The 18640-nt window shown below is 30.1% G+C and carries 11 protein-coding genes and 1 riboswitch; of the genes, 1 reads left to right on the forward strand and 10 read right to left on the reverse strand.

Annotated features, from left to right (window positions below; all coding sequences use genetic code 4):
* Positions 1 to 5: 5 nt before the first annotated feature.
* Genes der through ACPYPZ_RS03105 form a run of 3 tightly spaced genes read right to left on the reverse strand, consistent with a single transcriptional unit; the run spans position 6 to position 2436 of the window.
* On the reverse strand, positions 6 to 1313 hold the full coding sequence (gene der / locus ACPYPZ_RS03095) for a ribosome biogenesis GTPase Der (RefSeq protein ID WP_426461120.1): 1308 nt from the start codon (positions 1311 to 1313) through the stop codon (positions 6 to 8).
* A complete protein-coding gene (gene cmk, locus ACPYPZ_RS03100; protein ID WP_426461121.1) occupies positions 1306 to 1983 on the reverse strand; it encodes a (d)CMP kinase in 678 nt (225 codons plus the stop codon). Before cmk ends, der begins: the two co-directional genes overlap by 8 nt.
* Positions 1984 to 2025: 42 nt before the next feature.
* The gene (locus ACPYPZ_RS03105) at positions 2026 to 2436 is read right to left on the reverse strand and encodes a hypothetical protein (protein ID WP_426461122.1); all 411 of its coding nucleotides are present in this window, start codon (positions 2434 to 2436) and stop codon (positions 2026 to 2028) included.
* A gap of 356 nt (positions 2437 to 2792) precedes the next feature.
* Between ACPYPZ_RS03105 and ACPYPZ_RS03110 the strand changes: the two genes are divergently transcribed.
* Positions 2793 to 3821: an IS30 family transposase gene (locus ACPYPZ_RS03110; protein WP_426461124.1), complete on the forward strand. Its 1029-nt coding sequence runs from the start codon at positions 2793 to 2795 to the stop codon at positions 3819 to 3821.
* 102 nt (positions 3822 to 3923) lie between these two features.
* Here ACPYPZ_RS03110 and ACPYPZ_RS03115 read toward each other — a convergent pair whose 3' ends face one another.
* From ACPYPZ_RS03115 to ACPYPZ_RS03145, 7 genes are all read right to left on the reverse strand, one after another.
* Positions 3924 to 8348 (reverse strand): DNA-directed RNA polymerase subunit beta', encoded by a 4425-nt coding sequence (locus ACPYPZ_RS03115; protein ID WP_426461125.1) that lies wholly within the window; start codon positions 8346 to 8348, stop codon positions 3924 to 3926.
* Positions 8341 to 11946, reverse strand: a complete 3606-nt coding sequence (locus ACPYPZ_RS03120) for a DNA-directed RNA polymerase subunit beta (protein WP_426461126.1) — start codon at positions 11944 to 11946, stop codon at positions 8341 to 8343. Before ACPYPZ_RS03120 ends, ACPYPZ_RS03115 begins: the two co-directional genes overlap by 8 nt.
* 179 nt (positions 11947 to 12125) lie before the next feature.
* A complete protein-coding gene (locus ACPYPZ_RS03125) occupies positions 12126 to 13733 on the reverse strand; it encodes a hypothetical protein (protein ID WP_426461128.1) in 1608 nt (535 codons plus the stop codon).
* Between the two features lie 58 nt (positions 13734 to 13791).
* On the reverse strand, positions 13792 to 14532 hold the full coding sequence (locus ACPYPZ_RS03130) for an ATP-binding cassette domain-containing protein (protein WP_426461129.1): 741 nt from the start codon (positions 14530 to 14532) through the stop codon (positions 13792 to 13794).
* Positions 14533 to 14534: 2 nt separating this feature from the next.
* On the reverse strand, positions 14535 to 15677 hold the full coding sequence (gene cypl, locus ACPYPZ_RS03135; protein WP_426461130.1) for an ABC transporter thiamine pyrophosphate-binding lipoprotein p37/Cypl: 1143 nt from the start codon (positions 15675 to 15677) through the stop codon (positions 14535 to 14537).
* Between the two features lie 21 nt (positions 15678 to 15698).
* Positions 15699 to 15796, reverse strand: a riboswitch (TPP riboswitch).
* Between the two features lie 16 nt (positions 15797 to 15812).
* A complete protein-coding gene (locus ACPYPZ_RS03140) occupies positions 15813 to 17942 on the reverse strand; it encodes a Tex-like N-terminal domain-containing protein (RefSeq protein WP_426461132.1) in 2130 nt (709 codons plus the stop codon).
* A gap of 2 nt (positions 17943 to 17944) precedes the next feature.
* The gene (locus ACPYPZ_RS03145) at positions 17945 to 18622 is read right to left on the reverse strand and encodes a nuclease-related domain-containing protein (RefSeq protein ID WP_426461133.1); all 678 of its coding nucleotides are present in this window, start codon (positions 18620 to 18622) and stop codon (positions 17945 to 17947) included.
* Between the last annotated feature and the right edge of the window lie 18 nt (positions 18623 to 18640).

Raw genomic sequence — 18640 nt, forward strand, 5'->3', positions numbered from 1 at the left:
GAACATTATTCTAAACCATTTTTGTTTTTGAAATTAATTTGAATTGGACAACCTCTAAAATCAAAAGTTTGTCTAAGTTGATTTTCTAAAAATCTTTGGTATGAAAAGTGAACGAATTTCTTATTGTTAACAAAGAATGTAAAAGTCGGAATTTTTGCTCTTTCTTGACGTACATAGTAAATATTTAAACGTCCACCATTATATGGTTGTGCAGGTTGAATTAATTGTGATTCAAGCACTAAATTAGAAAGTAATGAAGGTTTAATATCTCTTTCAAGGTTAGTTCTAACCATATTAATGGTTTCATAAAGTTTATTAACTCTTTGATTAAATTTAGCTGAAATAAACACAAAAGGAACTCAAGGAACAAAATGGAATTTGTTTCTCATTTTTTTCTCAAATTGAGCCATTGTGTTAGTTTCTTTTTCAACTAAATCTCATTTATTAACTACGATAATAATAGGTTTTTCGTGATCAAGAGCATATCCGATAATACGTGAATCAAAGTGTGAGAATTCTTTTTGTGTTGCATCAATTACCACTAAAGATAAATCAGCTTCAGCTAAAGAGTTCATTGCACGCATTAAAGCATAATGATCAACACTTTCAACTAATTTAGATTTTTTAGTAATACCAGCTGTATCAATAACATTATATTTTTTACCATCAAGTTCAATAATTGATTTAACACTATCACGTGTAGTTCCAGCGATATCTGAAACAATTGATCTATTTTCTTTAGCTAAGTTATTAAGTAATGAGCTTTTACCTGCATTAGGTTTTCCGATAATCGCAAGGTTAAACACTTCTTCTTGTTCTTCATTTTCAAAATCAAGGTATTCAACACATTTATCTAAAACTTCACCAATTCCTTCACCATGTAAAGCACTAATTGGATAAATTTGATCCACACCTAAACGGTATCATCCATAATCAAATTGTTGATTATTTTCAAGTTTATTAGCTACTGCAATAATTGGTTTATGACTTTTTCTTAAAATATTCATTATGAATAAGTCATCATTTGTAATTTCATTATTTCCATCAAATAAGAAAATAATTACATCTGCTTCTTCAATTGCGATTTTAGCTTGAATTTGAATTTGCTCTTGAAATGGACGGTTTTCAATTTCGATACCACCTGTATCGATAATTTTCATCTCATGTCCAGTTCAATTAATTTTTTCATATAAACGGTCACGAGTTACCCCTGGTTCGTCGTGTACGATTGAAACTTTTTTACCAATTAAACGGTTGAAAAAAGTACTTTTTCCAACGTTTGGTTTTCCGATAATTGCTACTGTATTACGCATTTTTTTCCTCGATTGTTTTCTTTACTAAATTAATTATTTCTTCGATAACTTCTTCTTGTGTCATTTGAGTACAGTCAATTAACACAGAATCTTCTGTTTTATGTAGAGGGTCTACTTCACGATTCATATCTTGTGCATCACGTTTTTTTACATCATAAAGTACTTCATTATAATCTGTTTCATAACCTAATTCTTGATTTTGAATTCATCTACGTCTAGCACGTTCTTCTGGTTCGGCTCATAAAAAGATTTTAACTTCAGCGTGTGGCATAAGTTTAAAAGTTGTGTCACGTCCATCGATAATAAATCCTTTATGTTTACGTGTCATATGGTGAATAAAGTCGACAACAAAATCACGAACTTCTTGAATTTTAGCTACATTCGGTGTAACTTGTGAGATATATTCTCTTCGAATGTCTGTTGAAATATCTTTATCATTTAAAAATACTTTATCATTTTCTTCTAAACGAATTGATACACCTTCTAATGATTTAATAATCCCATCTTTATCATTTGATGCAACATCGTGTTGAATTGCATTATAAGCAATAGTGCGATAAACACTACCACTATTAATGAATGTGTACTTTAATCGTTTCGCAACAGCATTAGCTACGGTTGATTTTCCAGCACCTGATGGTCCATCAATAGCAATATTTACTTTTTTCATAAATTCCCCTCTTATCTCGTTTTAAATAAAAAAACACTAAAATTAAATATCAAGCTTGTTGACAATGATTCTAGTGGTTTTTGTCATATCTATTTTATCTGCTTTATTTTCTTTAATAGAGTTTTGGTCAATTAAAGATACCAATCAATTAATTTGATTGCTTTCAAATGAATATTTATCCATAAAACAACCTTTTTGTGAAATAAGATTGTTTTCTAAATCAAGAAAAGCAAGTTGTAGTTCTTCAAGTTGGTGATTCAAAATAATCTCAGCATCAACACCAAGTTTATGTTTTTCAGTTTCAGTCTTTTTATTAGGTAAAAAACTAATATTTGACTTAGTTACTTTGTTAACTCACTCTCATTCGCTGCGAATTTCTTGATTATCTTGTAGGGCTAAATTCTTTAAATCAGCGAAAGTGTTTTTAGGTAAAACTCTTTGCTTATTATTCATACACAAATTTTACTATAAAATAGTAGTTTTTGAGCTTGTTAAACATCTATTTTTTATTTTTATAATAATTATTTAATTAATTAAAACAAGAGAAAGCAAACTGAATTTTTTTGTATTTCAGATTTTGAAGAAGATCGATAATGCACACAGTTTAGTCCATCTCCTCTTTGTAATTAAAATTTGATATTTGCACAAAAAAAGACACATAAGTGCCTTTTCCCCAATTGTACTTTACAGTGCAACACCCTTTTATTAGTAAAATAATATTAGGGTGTTGCTTTTATTCTGCAAAATTTGAATAAGAAAACATCCACTTCACAGCTTAAAGAATAGTGGATGCTTAAATATTATAAATTATGCAGCCAAAATTTAAAACTTTAAAACGTAAGGAAAGAGAAATAATTGACACTTTATACAATATCGAACATAAAAGTATTAGAAACATTGCGAAAATTCTACAACGTTCACCATCAACAATTTCCAGAGAGATTAAAAGGAATCAAATTAATGGAGAATATGAATCGCAAAAAGCTAATGTAAAAGCATATAAAAGATATTCTTGGAAAAAGTCTTTTCCCTTCAGCGATCCTAAATATCAAACATTCATAAATCTATTTAATTTACTTTATAAAAAGCAATATATGAAAATTGAACCTACTATTGAATTCATAAAACATAATTACACAAATATAGCTATACCTAGCACTAAAACTGTTTACAAATGAGTTAATGATAGAAATTGAAATCAAGAAAAATTACAAAAAATTAGACATAAATCATTAACTCCGAAAAGAAGCACCGGAATCAAACGGTTAACACATAATAAATACGTCTTTCCTATTGGTTTACGACCTAAACACATTGATGACAGAAAGGAATTTGGACATTGAGAAATAGATTTAGTTATTGGTTTGAAAAGATCGAACACTGATAATATATTAACTTTCAATGAACGTAAATCAAGGTTTTTTATAGCAAAAAGAGTTCGTTCTAAAAACCCTTTAGAAATCAATAAGGTTCTGAATAGAATAATTACAGATTTGTGAAATTTGCATATACCAGTTTTATCCATTACTTCTGACAATGGTTTTGAATTCAATAAACTACAATTCGTAGCTAAGAAATTTCAACTCAATATTTACAAAGCAGAACCTTATTGTTCTTTTCAACGTGGTAGCAACGAAAACTCAAATGGTTTATTTCGCAGAAGGTATAGAAAAGGTACCGACTTTACTAAAGTTAGTGATAAAGCAATAGAAAAAACAGTCTGAGAAATCAATAATTTACCAAGAAAAATACTTGGATGAAAATGCTCAAATCAAATTTTACAAGACGAAATGGATAAATTAAATAAGGAGATAGAAAAGTTAGCAGAACTTGAATAAGTTGTGAAAAAGCCGACAAATTAATGTCGGCTCTATTTTTAACCCAAGTGTTGCACTGTAAAGGTTAATTAAGGAAAAGACACATAAGTGCCTTTTTTTATATTAGTTTTCATCGTTTTCGTAATCTGAAGCGATGTCATCTAAATCGAATTGTTCTAAATCATTTCCGTAATATTCTGTTTCTTGCATTAAGTCTAAGTCAATGATGTCATTACCGTACATATCACCTGGTAAATCATCATATTCATCTGCTTCTTCGTTTGTAAAGTATGATCTTGGGTTTCTGATGTCATATTTACCTTTTAATTCATAATTACTGTTTGTTCCAGCAGGAATCTTGTGTCCAAGAATAATGTTTTCTTTAAGACCTTCAAGGTAGTCAACACGTTTCGCAATTGAGCTATTAACAAGAATTTTAGCTGTTTCTTGGTATGATGCAGCAGCTAAGAATGAATCACTAAGAAGTGGTGTTTGTTTAGCTCCACGAATCTTAACTTCTCCAAACGCCGGTCTTTTACCTTGAGCTAATAATTTTCCGTTTTCTCTTTGGTAAACAAATGTATCAACTAAGCTTCCTGTGAAGAAGTTTGAATCTCCTGGGTCAGTAATCATAATTTTTGAAAGCATTTGACGAATAATAATTTCGATATATTTATCTGAAATTGTAATACCTTGTAAACGGTATAGACGTTGAACTTCTTTTAATAAATAGTTTTGAACAGCACGTGTATCAGCAACTGTAAGTAATTCGTTAAGAATAATAGGTCCTTCGAAGATTTTTTGTCCTGGAATAACTCTATCACCAACTTTTACTCTAAGTTTTTGAGATACTTTTCCATTTTCGTAAATTGTTTCAACTGTATTTGCATCTTTTCTTGTTTCAATTCCAACAATTAATACATCAGTGTCTTTACCTGATTTATCTTTTGCAGGTGCAATAGATACAACTTTTCCATATACTTTAGAAATTACCGCTGGACGTCCTCATGGGAAATCGTAAGCATCGATTAACTCGATTAAACGACCAAACCCACCAGTAATATCCTCAACTCCGGCAACCCCTCCGGTGTGGAATGTACGCATTGTAAGCTGTGTACCAGGTTCACCGATTGATTGAGCAGCAACAACCCCAACAGCTTCTCCGATGTTTACAATACGGTTAGAAGCAAGGTCTTTACCATAACAACGTTTACATACTCCGTTTTTGGTATGACATGAAAGAACTGAACGAATTTCAACTTCTTTCATTCCTAATTCATTAACAATTTTACTTGCTAACTCTGGTGTAATAAATGTGTTTGATTCAACTGCTACATTTCCATCTTTATCATAAATAGGTGTGTTTGTAAATCTACCTTCAATTCTTTCTGCAAGTGATTCAATAACTGTATCTGTCTTAGTATCTTTAATATCTTTAACAACAAAACCAAAGTCACTTCCACAATCTTCTTCACGAATAACAATTCCTTGAGCAACGTCAACAAGTCTACGTGTTAAGTATCCAGATTTAGCTGTGTTAAGAGCTGTATCTGTAAGTCCCTTACGAGCCCCGTGAGTTGATGAATAGAATTCATAAGCACTAAGTCCATCAAGGAATGAAGATTTAACAGGAATTTCAACTGTACTACGAACCACACGGTCGTTTTCAGCATCGGCTTTAAGAACTTTGGTGTTGTTTTGCATAAGTCCACGCATACCAGCAAGCTGAGTAAAGTTAGATGAGTTACCACGAGCCCCTGAGGTGAACATCATGAATAATGGGTTATCTAAGTCAGATTTTGTAACTTCTTTAAGATCTTTTTCGATAGAATCTTTAACTTCTGATCATTTTTGAATTACTAAGTTATAACGTTCGTCATCTGTAAGGAATCCGTTTTCAAAGTAATTTTTAAGTTGATCGATGTATTTTTCACCTTTTTGAATTTTTTCTTTAGTTGTTTCTAAAGTAGTAATGTCGTTCATTGAAATTGTTGTACCTGAGATAGTTGAGAATTTAAATCCTAAATTCTTAATTTTATCTAAGATAGATGCAACATAGTTTGTGTAACCAAATCAAACTTTTGATAATGCTTTTGTATATTGATCAATGTCTCAACGTAAACCATCAGGTTGTTGTGATTTTGGTGTACTAAAGCTAATTTCAGCGAAAGTTTCACGAATTAAGTTGCTAATAATTCTTGCATGTGAAGTAGGAATTAAATCACCTTTATAGTCTTTTAATTCAGCACAATCTGAGAATTTATTATCGTAGTTAACTTGTGTAATACCGTTAATAACTTCAGCGATGTCTTCCATTGTAACAATAGCAACGTATTTTTCATATACTTTACGTACGATTTTAGCAATATCTTTTTTGGTTAATGCGATATTTACATCCATATTTGCAATTTCTTCTTTAAAGTTTGCGCCATATGGTAATGTATATCTGTTTAAATCAAATTCTGAAGTGTGGATTGATTCTTTTTCAACCACTTTAGTTGAACCATCTTCGTTTGTTTTGTATGATTTTGCAACAAATTTACCAAAGATGAATGGGAAATCGTTAGGGAAAGCTTTGTTTAAGATAAATTTACCAACTGTAGAAATTAAGTATGGATTATCTGTATTTGTTGATACAGATTCTTTATCTAAAGCACTAATTGGTAACACAACTCTTGTGTGAAGTGTGATGTAACCATTTTCGTATGCTAACATCATATCATCATATGAAGCATAGTAGTTACCTTCACCTTTAGCACCAGCTTTTTCGATTGTTAAGTAGTATAAACCAAGAATCATATCTTGAGAAGGGTTAATGATAGGTTCTCCATCTTTTGGACCTAAGATGTTTTTAGAAGCAAGCATTAATTCTTGAGCTTCACGAACAGCTTGGTCAGAAATTGGAACGTGAACCGCCATTTGGTCCCCATCGAAGTCGGCGTTGAACGCTGTAGTTACAAGTGGATGAAGTTTAATAGCTTTACCACGAATTAAAACAGGTTGGAACGCTTGGATTGAAAGACGGTGTAATGTAGGGGCACGGTTAAGAAGAACTGGTCTTCCTTCGATTGCTTTTTCTACATATGGTCAAATAATTGGGTTTAAGTTTTCAATTAATTTTTTAGCTGATTTAACACTAGTAATTGAATCTTCACCTTTAATTAATTCTTTAATAATTCAAGGTTCGAATAATTTAGCAGCCATATCACGTGGGATACCAACTTCGTGCATCTTAAGTGATGGACCAACAACAATAACACTACGTCCTGAGTAGTCAACACGTTTCCCAAGAAGGTTTTGACGGAAACGTCCTTTTTTACCAGTTAAAGCATCTGAAATAGATTTTAATGGGTGTGCATCTTTTGATGTAACTGGAGATGGTTTTTTACGTGCGTTATCAATTAAAGCATCAACAGCTTCTTGAATCATACGATACTCGTTTTGTTTAATTAACATCGGAGCATCAGCTTCGTTTCATTTTTCTAAACGGTTGTTTCTGATAATAATACGACGGTAAAGTTCGTTAACGTCACTTGTTGAGTGTCTTCCATCATCTAATTGAACAAGTGGACGTAAATCAGCAGGAATAACAGGTAAGTTGTAAATTAACATACTTGTTGGTTTTTGTCCTGATTTGATAAATGAGTTAATAACTGTAAGACGTTTGTAAAGTTTTTGACGATCTTGTTGTTTTGTAGTTGTTAAACCACCTTCTTCTTTACCTTGTGCGTTAATTAAATCAATTTCATCTTGAACTGATTTTGCTTCAGCTTCAAGATCGATATTTTTAAGTAAGTATTCAATTGCTTGTGAACCTGTTCCGATTTTAGCATCTGAATATTCGTGAATAATATCGTTGTATTGGTAGAAGTCGATACCGAAGTCTTTTCCGATTTTAGATACAGCATATTCTCTTAATTCTTCAAGAGCAATTTTAATATCTTCGTATTCTTCAGTTCCTTCTTCGTAGTTTTCTAACATTTCAACAAGTGCATCTTGGTAAATAGTTGCAGCATCGTTAATGTCAATAATTGTATTTTTCTTTAATGATTGTAATTCACCACTATCAAGCACGATGTGTGATTTGTAGTAAATTAATTTTTCTAAATCTGCTTTAGTAACTGGTTTACTTGAATCGTAAACTTTTAAACCAAGTAATTTAGAGATGATTGAGTGATCAATTTTAAAGAATCAGAAGTGCACAACTGGGTTGTGTAACTTAATGTGTCCCATTCTACTTCTACGTGTAATTTTAGGTAAAATTTGTGGTTTGTATTTTTCACAAGCTACAGTTTTTGAACAGATTAAGTTTTCATCACTTTTCTTGTATTTTGTACCACAAACTGGACATTTATAGTCAGTTGTAGGTCCGAAAATTAACTCATCGAATAAACCATCTTTTTCTGGTTTATATGATTTATAGTTAATTGTTTCTGGTTTTTTAACTTCACCACTTGATCAATTTAAGATGTCTTCATCAGTAGCTAAAGAAAGAGTAATTTTATTAATTAATTTATTAATATCTTTTTCTTCTTTTAAATTATTCATAACTTTCTCCTCCTCCATCTAAGTATTGGTAAAGTTCTTCATCACTTTCTGTATCTTCAGTTTCTGTTTCTGATACATCAAGTTTCATACCTAAACCTTTAAGTTCGTAACTAAGAACGTTAAATGATTCAGGAATTCCTGGGTTTGGTAATTCTTTTCCAGTAACTAACGCACTGTAAAGAGCATTACGTCCAGCGATATCATCTGATTTATATGTAAGAATTTCTTGAAGTACGTTTGTAGCTCCATATGATTCAATAGCTCAGGTTTCCATTTCCCCAAATCTTTGTCCACCATTTTGAGATTTACCTCCAAGTGGTTGTTGAGTAATAAGTGAGTATGGACCAACACTACGAGCGTGCATCTTATCGTCAACCATATGGTTAAGTTTAAGCATGTACATAACCCCAACAGAAATAGGTTTATCAAATTTTCTACCTGTAATTGGGTCAATAAGTGTTTGTTTACCTGATTTATCAAGTCCAGCTTCTACTAAAGCAGCTTCAATGTCAGTTTTCTTAACCCCATCGAATGAAGGAGTAACGAATTTAACGTTAAGTGAACGAGCAGCCATTCCTAAGTGTAATTCAAGAATTTGACCGATGTTCATACGTGAAGGAACCCCTTGAGGGTTAAGCATAACATCAAGTGGTGTTCCATCTTCTAAGTATGGCATATCTTCTTCTGGAAGGACAATAGAGATAACCCCTTTGTTTCCGTGACGTCCAGCCATCTTATCACCAACTTTGATTTTACGTTTTTGAGCAATAGAAACTTTAACGATTTTATCAATACCTTCTTCAAGAACATCACCTTTATCTCTTGAAAGAACTTCAACGTGGATAACTGTACCGTTGTGTCCATTTTTAACTTTAAGAGATGTATCTTTTTGGTTTGATGATCTTTGTTGTAAGATAGCCATTAAAAGTTTTTCTTCTTGTGATGGGTTTTCTTCACCTTTAGGAGAAGTTCTACCTACTAAAATATCACCAGGAACAACTTCTGATCCAACTCTTACAATACCGTTTTCATCTAAGTTTCTTAAAGCAAATTTAGAAACGTTAGGAATGTCAGCTGTTAATTTATCATCACCAGCTCTACTTGTTCTGAATTGAATTGTTTGTTCTTCAATGTGGATTGATGTAAGAACATCATCTTTAACTAAACGTTCATTAAGAATAACAGCATCCTCGAAGTTGTATCCGTTTCATGTTGTAAATCCAACAAGAAGGTTTTTACCAAGTGCCATTTCTCCGTCTTTAAATGATGAACCATCAACTAATAAGTCACCTTTTTCAACCATTTGACCTACTGAAACAATTGGTCTTTGTTGAATTAAAGTACCTTGGTTACTTCTTTCGAAGTTTCTAAGCGAGTATTTATCTGTTACACCTTTATCGTTTTTAATGTGAATTCTAGAACCATCAACATAAACAACTTCACCAGGTTTTTTAGCTGTGATGTTGTATGATGAGTATTTAGCAATATCAGCTTCAATACCTGTAGCTACATAAGGAGCTTCAGCTTGGAGTAATGGAACTGCTTGACGTTGCATGTTTGATCCCATAAGTGCACGGTTGGCATCGTCGTTTTCTAAGAATGGAATAGCTGCAGCAGCAACTGAAACGATTTGTTTAGATGAAACCTCGATAAAGTCAACATCTTGTGGTGTAGCAATAATATAGTTGTAATCACGTCTAACTGTTAATGTTGGTGAAACGATTTTGTTTGTATCATCAACACGAACTGAAGATTGCGCAAATGAATATCCAATTTCATCAGCAGCTGTTAGGTATCTAACATCTTCATAATCAACAACCCCATTGTTTACTTTGAAGTATGGAGTTTTTAAGAAACCTAAATCATCAACTTTTGCGAATGTAGCGTAGTTAAGGATAAGACCGATGTTTGGTCCTTCAGGTGTTTCGATAGGACAAATTCTTCCGTAGTGAGTTGAGTGAACGTCACGAACTTCGAATTGAGCTGTATCACGGTTAAGACCTCCAGGCCCAAGAGATGTAACACGACGTTTATTTGAAACTTCGGCTAATGGGTTAATTTGGTCCATAAATTGTGAAAGTTTTGATGAGTTAAAGAATGTTTTCATTTGGTTTGTTACAAGTTTGTTGTTTGTAACGTTTTTAGCTGTTACTTTTTCAGCTTCTTTAGCTCCCATACGTTCACGTGTAGTTTTTTCTAATTTTGCAAGAGCAACTGAAAGTTGTCCTTCAAGTAATTCTCCAACTGAAACAATACGTTTGTTTGTAAGTGAATCTGGGTCATCATCTTGTCCGATTCCTTCTGTTAAGTTGAAGTAGTAGTTAATTGCAGCAATAATATCTGAAATTAATAAGTGTGGTTCAACTGATTTTGGATCGTTTCCGATAACAAGTACAGGTTCTTTTTCAGGATCTTCCATTTGTTTTCTTGTTGGATAAACTTTAACTTTAATAATTTTTGTACGTTTCTTTAATTCTTTGTTTGCATTAATTAATCTGTGGTAAACGAATTCTGGATCAATACCAGGAATGTTTTCAGATACAAATAATCCTAATTCAAAGTGTTCTTGAATTTTCTTAGCAATCTTAAAGTCAATAAATGTTCCTTTTTCAAAAACCACTTCGTTGTTTTTTGTTTTTAAGTCTTCTGCTAAATATGTGTTAGTAATACGGTCAAGTAATGATAACTTTTTATTTAACATGTGACGACCTGTTACAGATAAGTTGTAACGTTTTTTGTCGAATAACATTCCAGGAATAAGAGAACGTTTAGCTTCATCAGAAATACGGTCCCCTTTTCTAAGTCCTCTGAAAAGTTCTTCTTGACAAGCGTCAACCATTTCTTCGTGTGTAAAGTCTGTGTTAAGGATTAATTTATCTTTTCTTAATGTTTCTTGAAGTAATTCACCTTTTCCAAATAATTCTTCAATGTTCTTTGCACTAAGTCCAAATGAACCTAAGAAAGTAGCAAGGTTAATGTTTTTGTTTTTATCAACCTTAACTTTAACTGAGTCGATTGATGAAGATGTAACTTTGTGAGATACTTCTAATCACGAACCAATTCTAGGTAAGATTTCTAATTTGTTGAAAAGGTCATCTGATTGTTTATTACGAACACCAAGTCCAAAGTAAGCACCAGGTGAACGAATTAACTGAGAAACAATAACTTTTTCAGAACCGTTAATAATGAAACTTCCACCAGAAGTCATGTATGGAATTTCACCAATAAGAACTTCGTCTAAACGAACCTCTCCAGTTTCTGTAATTTCTCTTTTTAAAGTCGCATAAACTTTAACACTAAAGTTAATACCTTTAGCTTTACATTTTTTAATTTCTTCACTTTCACTTGTAGATTTCTTGAAAGGTAATTCTAATCTAAGTGAGTTTTTTAAGTAGTCTAATCTAACTTGCTTGTTAGCAGCTTCGATTGGATATACTTCTTGTAAGCATTCTTGGATTTTCTTGTCTACAAAAAGTTGGAAACTTTCTTTACTTGTAGCAAGAATGTCAAACAATGGAAGTGATTGTTTTGTAATTGAGTAATCTCTTCTGATTGTTTTTGGCCCAAACTTACGGTTAATGTATTTTTTTTGTTCCATAAAAACACCTTTCTGTTTTTAAATTCATATATTTATATATATGTCTAAAAATTCATATAAATTTTAGCAGAAAAGTATTTTTTCGATAATAAATAAAAAAATTACTTTTAAGCACTATTTGGTAGCGTTAAAAGTAATTTTAATTAGTATTAAAATAAAGTATTAAATTTAAATAAATATTATTTTTTTGCTTGTATAGTCAAGTTTTTTCTTTGTTTTTTTAGTTTTATGAAATTTAACTTAATTTTATCTATTCACTGTTCCTTAATTCCTAAATGAACCAGTTCTATTAAAATAAACAAGATAATAGCAGGTAAAAAGTAAGGAATAATTTTACCTTGTTCATCATTTTTTAGATAAATATTATTAATTCTACTGTAAATACCACTGGTTATAAATAAACTATAGTTCATTGCGTTTCGGTAGGTATTTTCAAATTCGAAAATGCTATTTGCTTGTAGTTGTTTTAATGCTTTAGGAAGCATATAGTTTAAATAAATTTTCAATATATTTCAACCTTTATTTTGCAATAACTTAATTTGTTTACCATTAATTGCATTAAAGTGTTCTGTAAACTGTTTAGTTAATCCTCTAAATGTTCCAACAGCAAGCGCTAAAGTTAAAGCTGTTTTAGTTGCAAATGTTGGATTAAAAATTGCAAAGAACACTATAATCGGAATTGCTTTTAAATAGCTTAAAAACAACTTAAACAATAAAGTTTGATAATAGTTGTGCAACCTACTAGCACATCAAAATGAATAAAAGATTGCACCTAAAATACCTAAAAATAAAGCAACATAGACTTGCTCAAATAATTCTCAATAAACTAAATAAATTTGTGGGTGTTCCCTAACATCAGAAAAATCAAGCTTAAAGAAATTATTAAAGAAAGTGTTGAATGCAGTTCAGCTAATTAATTGTCCGTTATTCTCTGTTAAAATCTCAATTAAGGAGTATAAACAAAAAGCTATCAAGAATATAACTAAAGCAATTTTTATATATTTTTTATAGTTATATTTAAATGAAGTTGGAGTATTCAAACTATTATCTTGAATTGATATAGGATTAAAAAGATATTTAGTGATTAAAAACAAAATAATTTCTAAACTAAAAATAAGTAACACAATATAGAAAATACTAATTGAAAGAAATTGATATTGTGTTTCATATTCTTTAAATAAAATCCCAATTCCAAAAACGCCAGCAGCACCTAAAATTGCACTTCAACGTACATTTGATTCGATTGCTAACAATAAATTCATAATGTATTTGTTTTTATTAGTAAGTAGCACATATTGATAAAATGCAATTAATTGGTTCTTGCCTAGTTTTCTGGCTAAATAATATTTTCTTAAGTTGGTGTTTTCAATAATTTCCATTAAATATTTATGTAATCATAATCATGTAAATCAAAAATAAACACAAAATGCTGCAAACATTTTTGAAGCAATTACATCTAAAAACATCGTTAAGAAAATCAGAATTGGAAATGAACGTAAAAATAATAAAAAGATCCGATTAATATAAACTAAAATACGGTGATTAAATAAATTTGGAACGCTAAAATAAGATGTAAACAGTGCAACGAAGAATGAAATCACAGTTGATGAAACCACAATTTCTAGTGTTTTTAGTAACAATTCACCATTTCACACTCAGAGATTTTTATCAACGTGCGGATCATTTGAATTAAAAGTAAATAAATCTTTTAAAACTTTTAAGCTAGTGGTTGGGCTGCTTTTAATCGTTTTAAAAAAATCTAAGTCATATAAAAAGTAAATAAACAAAGTAATTACTAAGCAAAATAATAGTAGGTGTCGAAACTTAAGTCTAAATATTGTTTTATTAATCTTCTCGTACATCAAAGTATTTTTCTAGTCTTTCTTTGTTAAATTCTTGTTTAGTAAAAATATGATTAATTCGATGATCTTCAATTGCAATTAAGACATCACAATATTTCATAGCTAATTCTAAATTATGAATTGCCATAATAACATATTTTCCTTGTTTAGCTTCTTGCGCTAAATTAATCATTGTTTTTTCACTTCAAAAAGCATCTAAATTACTGGTTGGTTCATCAGCTAATAAAAGGTTAAATTTTAGCATTAAATGCATTAGAATATTAACTCTTTGCTTTTGACCAGTTGATAAATTCTGAATTGGTTTAAATAGTAAGTGTTCAACCCCTAAGTCTTTAGCTTTATCTAGCAATAATTGTCTTTGTGCTTTATTTAACAGTTTAAATCATTTATATATGATATTTTGATAATCATTAAAGTGTCATAATAAATTATGATAAACATCATATTCTTCGATAGTTAGTTTTTCTTGATCTATAAATGAAATTTGATTTTTATACTGCTTAATTTGCTTTTTATTTTGCTTGCTACATAAATTTAAATCATCATAAAATAACTCGCCTTGAATAATTAATGAACGATCAAAAAATGATTTTAATAATGTGGTTTTACCACATCCACTACGACCAATTACACCAATTATTTTACCTGGTTCTAAAGTTAAATTTACATCTTGCAAGACTGCTTTATCTTTATACTGTAAAGTCACATTTTCGAATTTAATCATAATTATTTAATATTTAATGCCTCATATACTTTTTGTCAAAATTCTGTATCTACATTATCAATGTACTTATATCCATTAAAGCCGTGTAATGGACCTCACGGATCTTTATTTTCTTGTGCTAACTTACTAAATGCATCAACAATTATTTTAGCATCTGCTAAATCCATTTTATCTGATGCGATACCAACATTATAAGGTAAAGGATCAGTTAATGTTAAGAAGCTTAATTTTTGTCCTTCTCGATATCCTGTTGGTGTATATTTATCAGGTTCTTTTACTTTACTATAAGCATAAAATCCTTCGTTAGCCATAAAGATATGAATGTTTTCAGTTTTAACATCATTTAATTTTTTAATTTCAGTGTTGCTAATATTATTTGGATATTTAGCAGTTAAATCACGGAATGATTTAAATTGCTCACCAAATTGTTTTTGCATTAAAGCTTGTGGTAAAAGGTATTTGCTTCCAGATTTAATGCTTCCAACTCCAAGACCAAATGAAATAAATTTCTTTAAGTCTTTTTCGTTTCAAGCTTTACGGATTTGCTCTGTAATTGTTGGAGTAGCAACAATTACGAATAATCCTCGTTGGTGGTTAACTAAATTATCATTATAAAATGCTTGATAAATACTTCCATTTCATCCTAATGGATTATTTTCGTTGTTTCATTGATTACGTGGATATTTATCATATAGTTCTTGTTCTTTAGTTGCAATATTTTGTAATTCAATACCTTGGTCATTTTTATATCACGCATTTGCTTGTTCACCTTCAAACTGTTTAGTTAAGGTTTGCATAACAATGTGTAATTTTTTATTTTGAACATCAGTTTTATATTGTGCAATTGAACCACTAGAAACCATTCCAAAATCGATTTCATTTTTATCTAAGCTATCTTTTACTTGTGAATAATCATCTCCATCTACAAAATTAATTTTTACTGTCTTATTGCTTCCTTTTTGAGCTAAAAAATTATTTAGATATTGTGTGAGTTCTTGTTTAATTTGCTCTGGATTACCATATGGTGCTTGTAATTGTAAAATATATTCTGTTTTTGAATTTGTATCGTTGCATGATAAAGCAACCATTGGAGTAGCACAGACGCTAATTGCTCCTAAAAGTGTAATTAGTTTTCTTTTTAACATAAAAAAATTCCTCTTTCCGGACAGAAAAAGGAAAAGACTCGCTCCGCTAGCATTACCTAGATCAGCTTATAAGAGTAATTTCTCAACCTACAAAAAAGTAAGTACCTCTGTCCTTACTTTTAATTATATAGATTTTTATGAAATTGCAATCTTTCCTGCAATACGATTACGTTCTAAGTCTATATTTGTAATCTCTGCATTAATGACTTGGTTAGGGTAATATAAATCAAATAAACTATCTTTATCGCCTAAATTTAAATCTGACACGTGAATGAATAATGTTTGTTTTAATCCAATATAAACAAAGATTCCAAAGTCAGTAATGTTTTCAACTGTTCCTTGAACTTGTTCTCCAACTTTTAAATCTTCAATATTAGTTAAAGAATCTTTGAGGACAAATCCTTGTTTATTTTCATCAAATTGTTTTAATGGGTTTTTAAGTGCGTTCAAAATTAACTCAATTTCATATTGGTTTGAACCATATTCTTTTACAAGTTTAGCAACATTTAGGTTTAAATCTTTAATTCCAGCTTCACTAGGTTCTAAACGATATTCACGAATAATTGCATTAGCTAAAGCATATGATTCAGGGTGAATAAAAGTTTTATCAAGGTAATTATCTGAATTAAAAATACGTAAGAAACCAATTGCTTGTTCATAAGTTTTAGCGCCAAGTCCTGAAACTTTTTTAAGTTGTTCACGATTAGTAAATGAACCATTTTCTAAACGATAATCAACAATTTTTTGAGCTTGAGTTTTAGATATACCAGATACGTAACTTAAAATTGATTTTGTTGCAGTATTAACATCAACACCAACTGTATTAACTACTTTTTCAACTTTAAATGTTAAATATTGATCTAATTCTTTTTCATTTAAATCGTGTTGGTATTGTCCAACCCCAATTGATTTTGGATCAATTTTAACAAGCTCATTAAGTGGATCTAAGAATTTACGTCCAATGTTAATAGCACTACGTTCTTCAACGTTTAAATCAGGGAACTCTTCAATCGCAATTTTTGATGCTGAATAAACTGATGCTCCAACTTCAGAAACAATTGCATATTTAACATCTAATTTATATTTCTTAATTAAATCTGCAATAAACTTTTCAGTTTCTCTACTTGCTGTTCCATTTCCAATTACCACAATATCAATTTTGTGTTTTTGAATTGCGTTTAAAGTGATTTTTTCAGCTTCTGCAGTTTTAAATTTTGGAGCATTAGGATAAATTTTATTAATCTCTAAAACATCACCATTTTCGTTTAAAGCAGCTAATTTACATCCGTTGACAAATGCAGGGTCAATTGCTAAAATATTATGTCCGCTTAACGCTGGTGCAAAAAGTAATTTTTCAACTGAATTAGCAAAAATTAAAATTGCATTTTGTTCCGCAACTGCAAATAAGTCACTAAAAATCTCACGTTCAATACTTGGTTGAATTAATCTTTTTAATGAATCGTTAACTGGATCAATTAAATTTTTAGTATTAGCTTGCTTTTTGTCAATTTTTCTTAAAATCATTTGAACTAAATGATCTACAGAATATTCAAAGTCAAATTTTAAAATCTTACTTTTAACTCCACGATTAATAGCTAAAACATTGTGATTCTTAATGAAACGAATTGGAATTCTATAGTTGTAATAATTTTTAAATTTTTCATTTTCGTCTTCCACTTTAGGTTTTAAGCTAGTTAAAATAGCACCAAAACGTAAAATATTTTCTTTGATTTTTTCACGTAATTCAAAGTCTTGTGAAATTCATTGAGCAATAATGTAATTTGCTTGAGTAATTGCTTCTTCGATTGAAGTCACTTTATCATTTAAATATTTTTGAGCTTCTTTATTAAGATCAAAATTACGATTTGTATTATTGAAAATTGTTTTAGCTAATGGTTCAAGTCCTAAAGCAATCGCTTCAGTTGCTTTTGTTACTTTACCAACTTTAAATGGTTCATATAAAGCTTCTAAGTCACTCTTAACAGAACAAGCTTTAATTTTTTCTTCTAATTCTTTTGTTAATAATTGCTTTTCTTGTAATGTTTCTAAAATTGCTTCTTTTCTTTTTTCTAGCTCAACTGAATATTTATATAATGTTTCAATTTTGTAAATTTGTTCTTCATCTAGACCACCAGTTTTATCTTTACGGTATCTAGAAATAAAAGGAACTGTATTTCCTTCAGTTAACATTTCAAGCACGATGTTAACCTGTTTATCTGTGATTGCTAATTCTTTAGCAACTTTGCTTATAACTTTCTCGTTCATTTTTACCCTTCTATCATTTTTTGAAATTCTTTTTTCTCTCTTTTTGATTTTACTTCAAAGTTTGCAAGTGCTGTAACAATAACCTTATCATCAATTTTATTTTGCTGATTTTTATTGCTAAATTCTAGCAATTCATCAATCCGATTTAACATTTGATCTTCGGTTGTAATAATTACGTGTTTTGGTAGATGTTTAACATTAATTATTAAACCAGTAGGACAGACAATCATTGATGCAAGCGGCATCGATCTACCAATAATTTTTTCCAAATGGTTTAAGTGTTTTTCATTTTGCAACACTGGATTTTTAAAGTCTTTTGTAATTGTTCCTTTTTTAGTATATGAAACAAGTTGTAATTCAGTAGCAGATGCATCACCTTGCAATTCACCAAAATAAGACTTGCATTCTATAACAGCTACTAAATTTTCAAATACTAAAATACCATCTACTTCAAAAAGTTTTCCATCATACTTATAAATATTTCCAGGTAAGAATTTAACTTTTTTACCTTTAATATGTTGTTTAATTTTTTTTGCTACATCATCTTCAAATTTAAATCCTTGTTTTTGATTTTCTTTACCACGAAGTTTATTACGGTGTAAAAAGAATAAAATCACTCATGAAAGAATTAATAATAGAAAAATAGCGATCATTAAAAAAGTAACGATATAATGATTCATTTTTACCCTTTCTTATTA

It is taken from the genome of Mycoplasma hafezii (assembly GCF_049942695.1).
Taxonomy (GTDB): Bacteria; Bacillota_I; Bacilli_A; order Mycoplasmatales; family Metamycoplasmataceae; genus Mycoplasmopsis; species Mycoplasmopsis hafezii.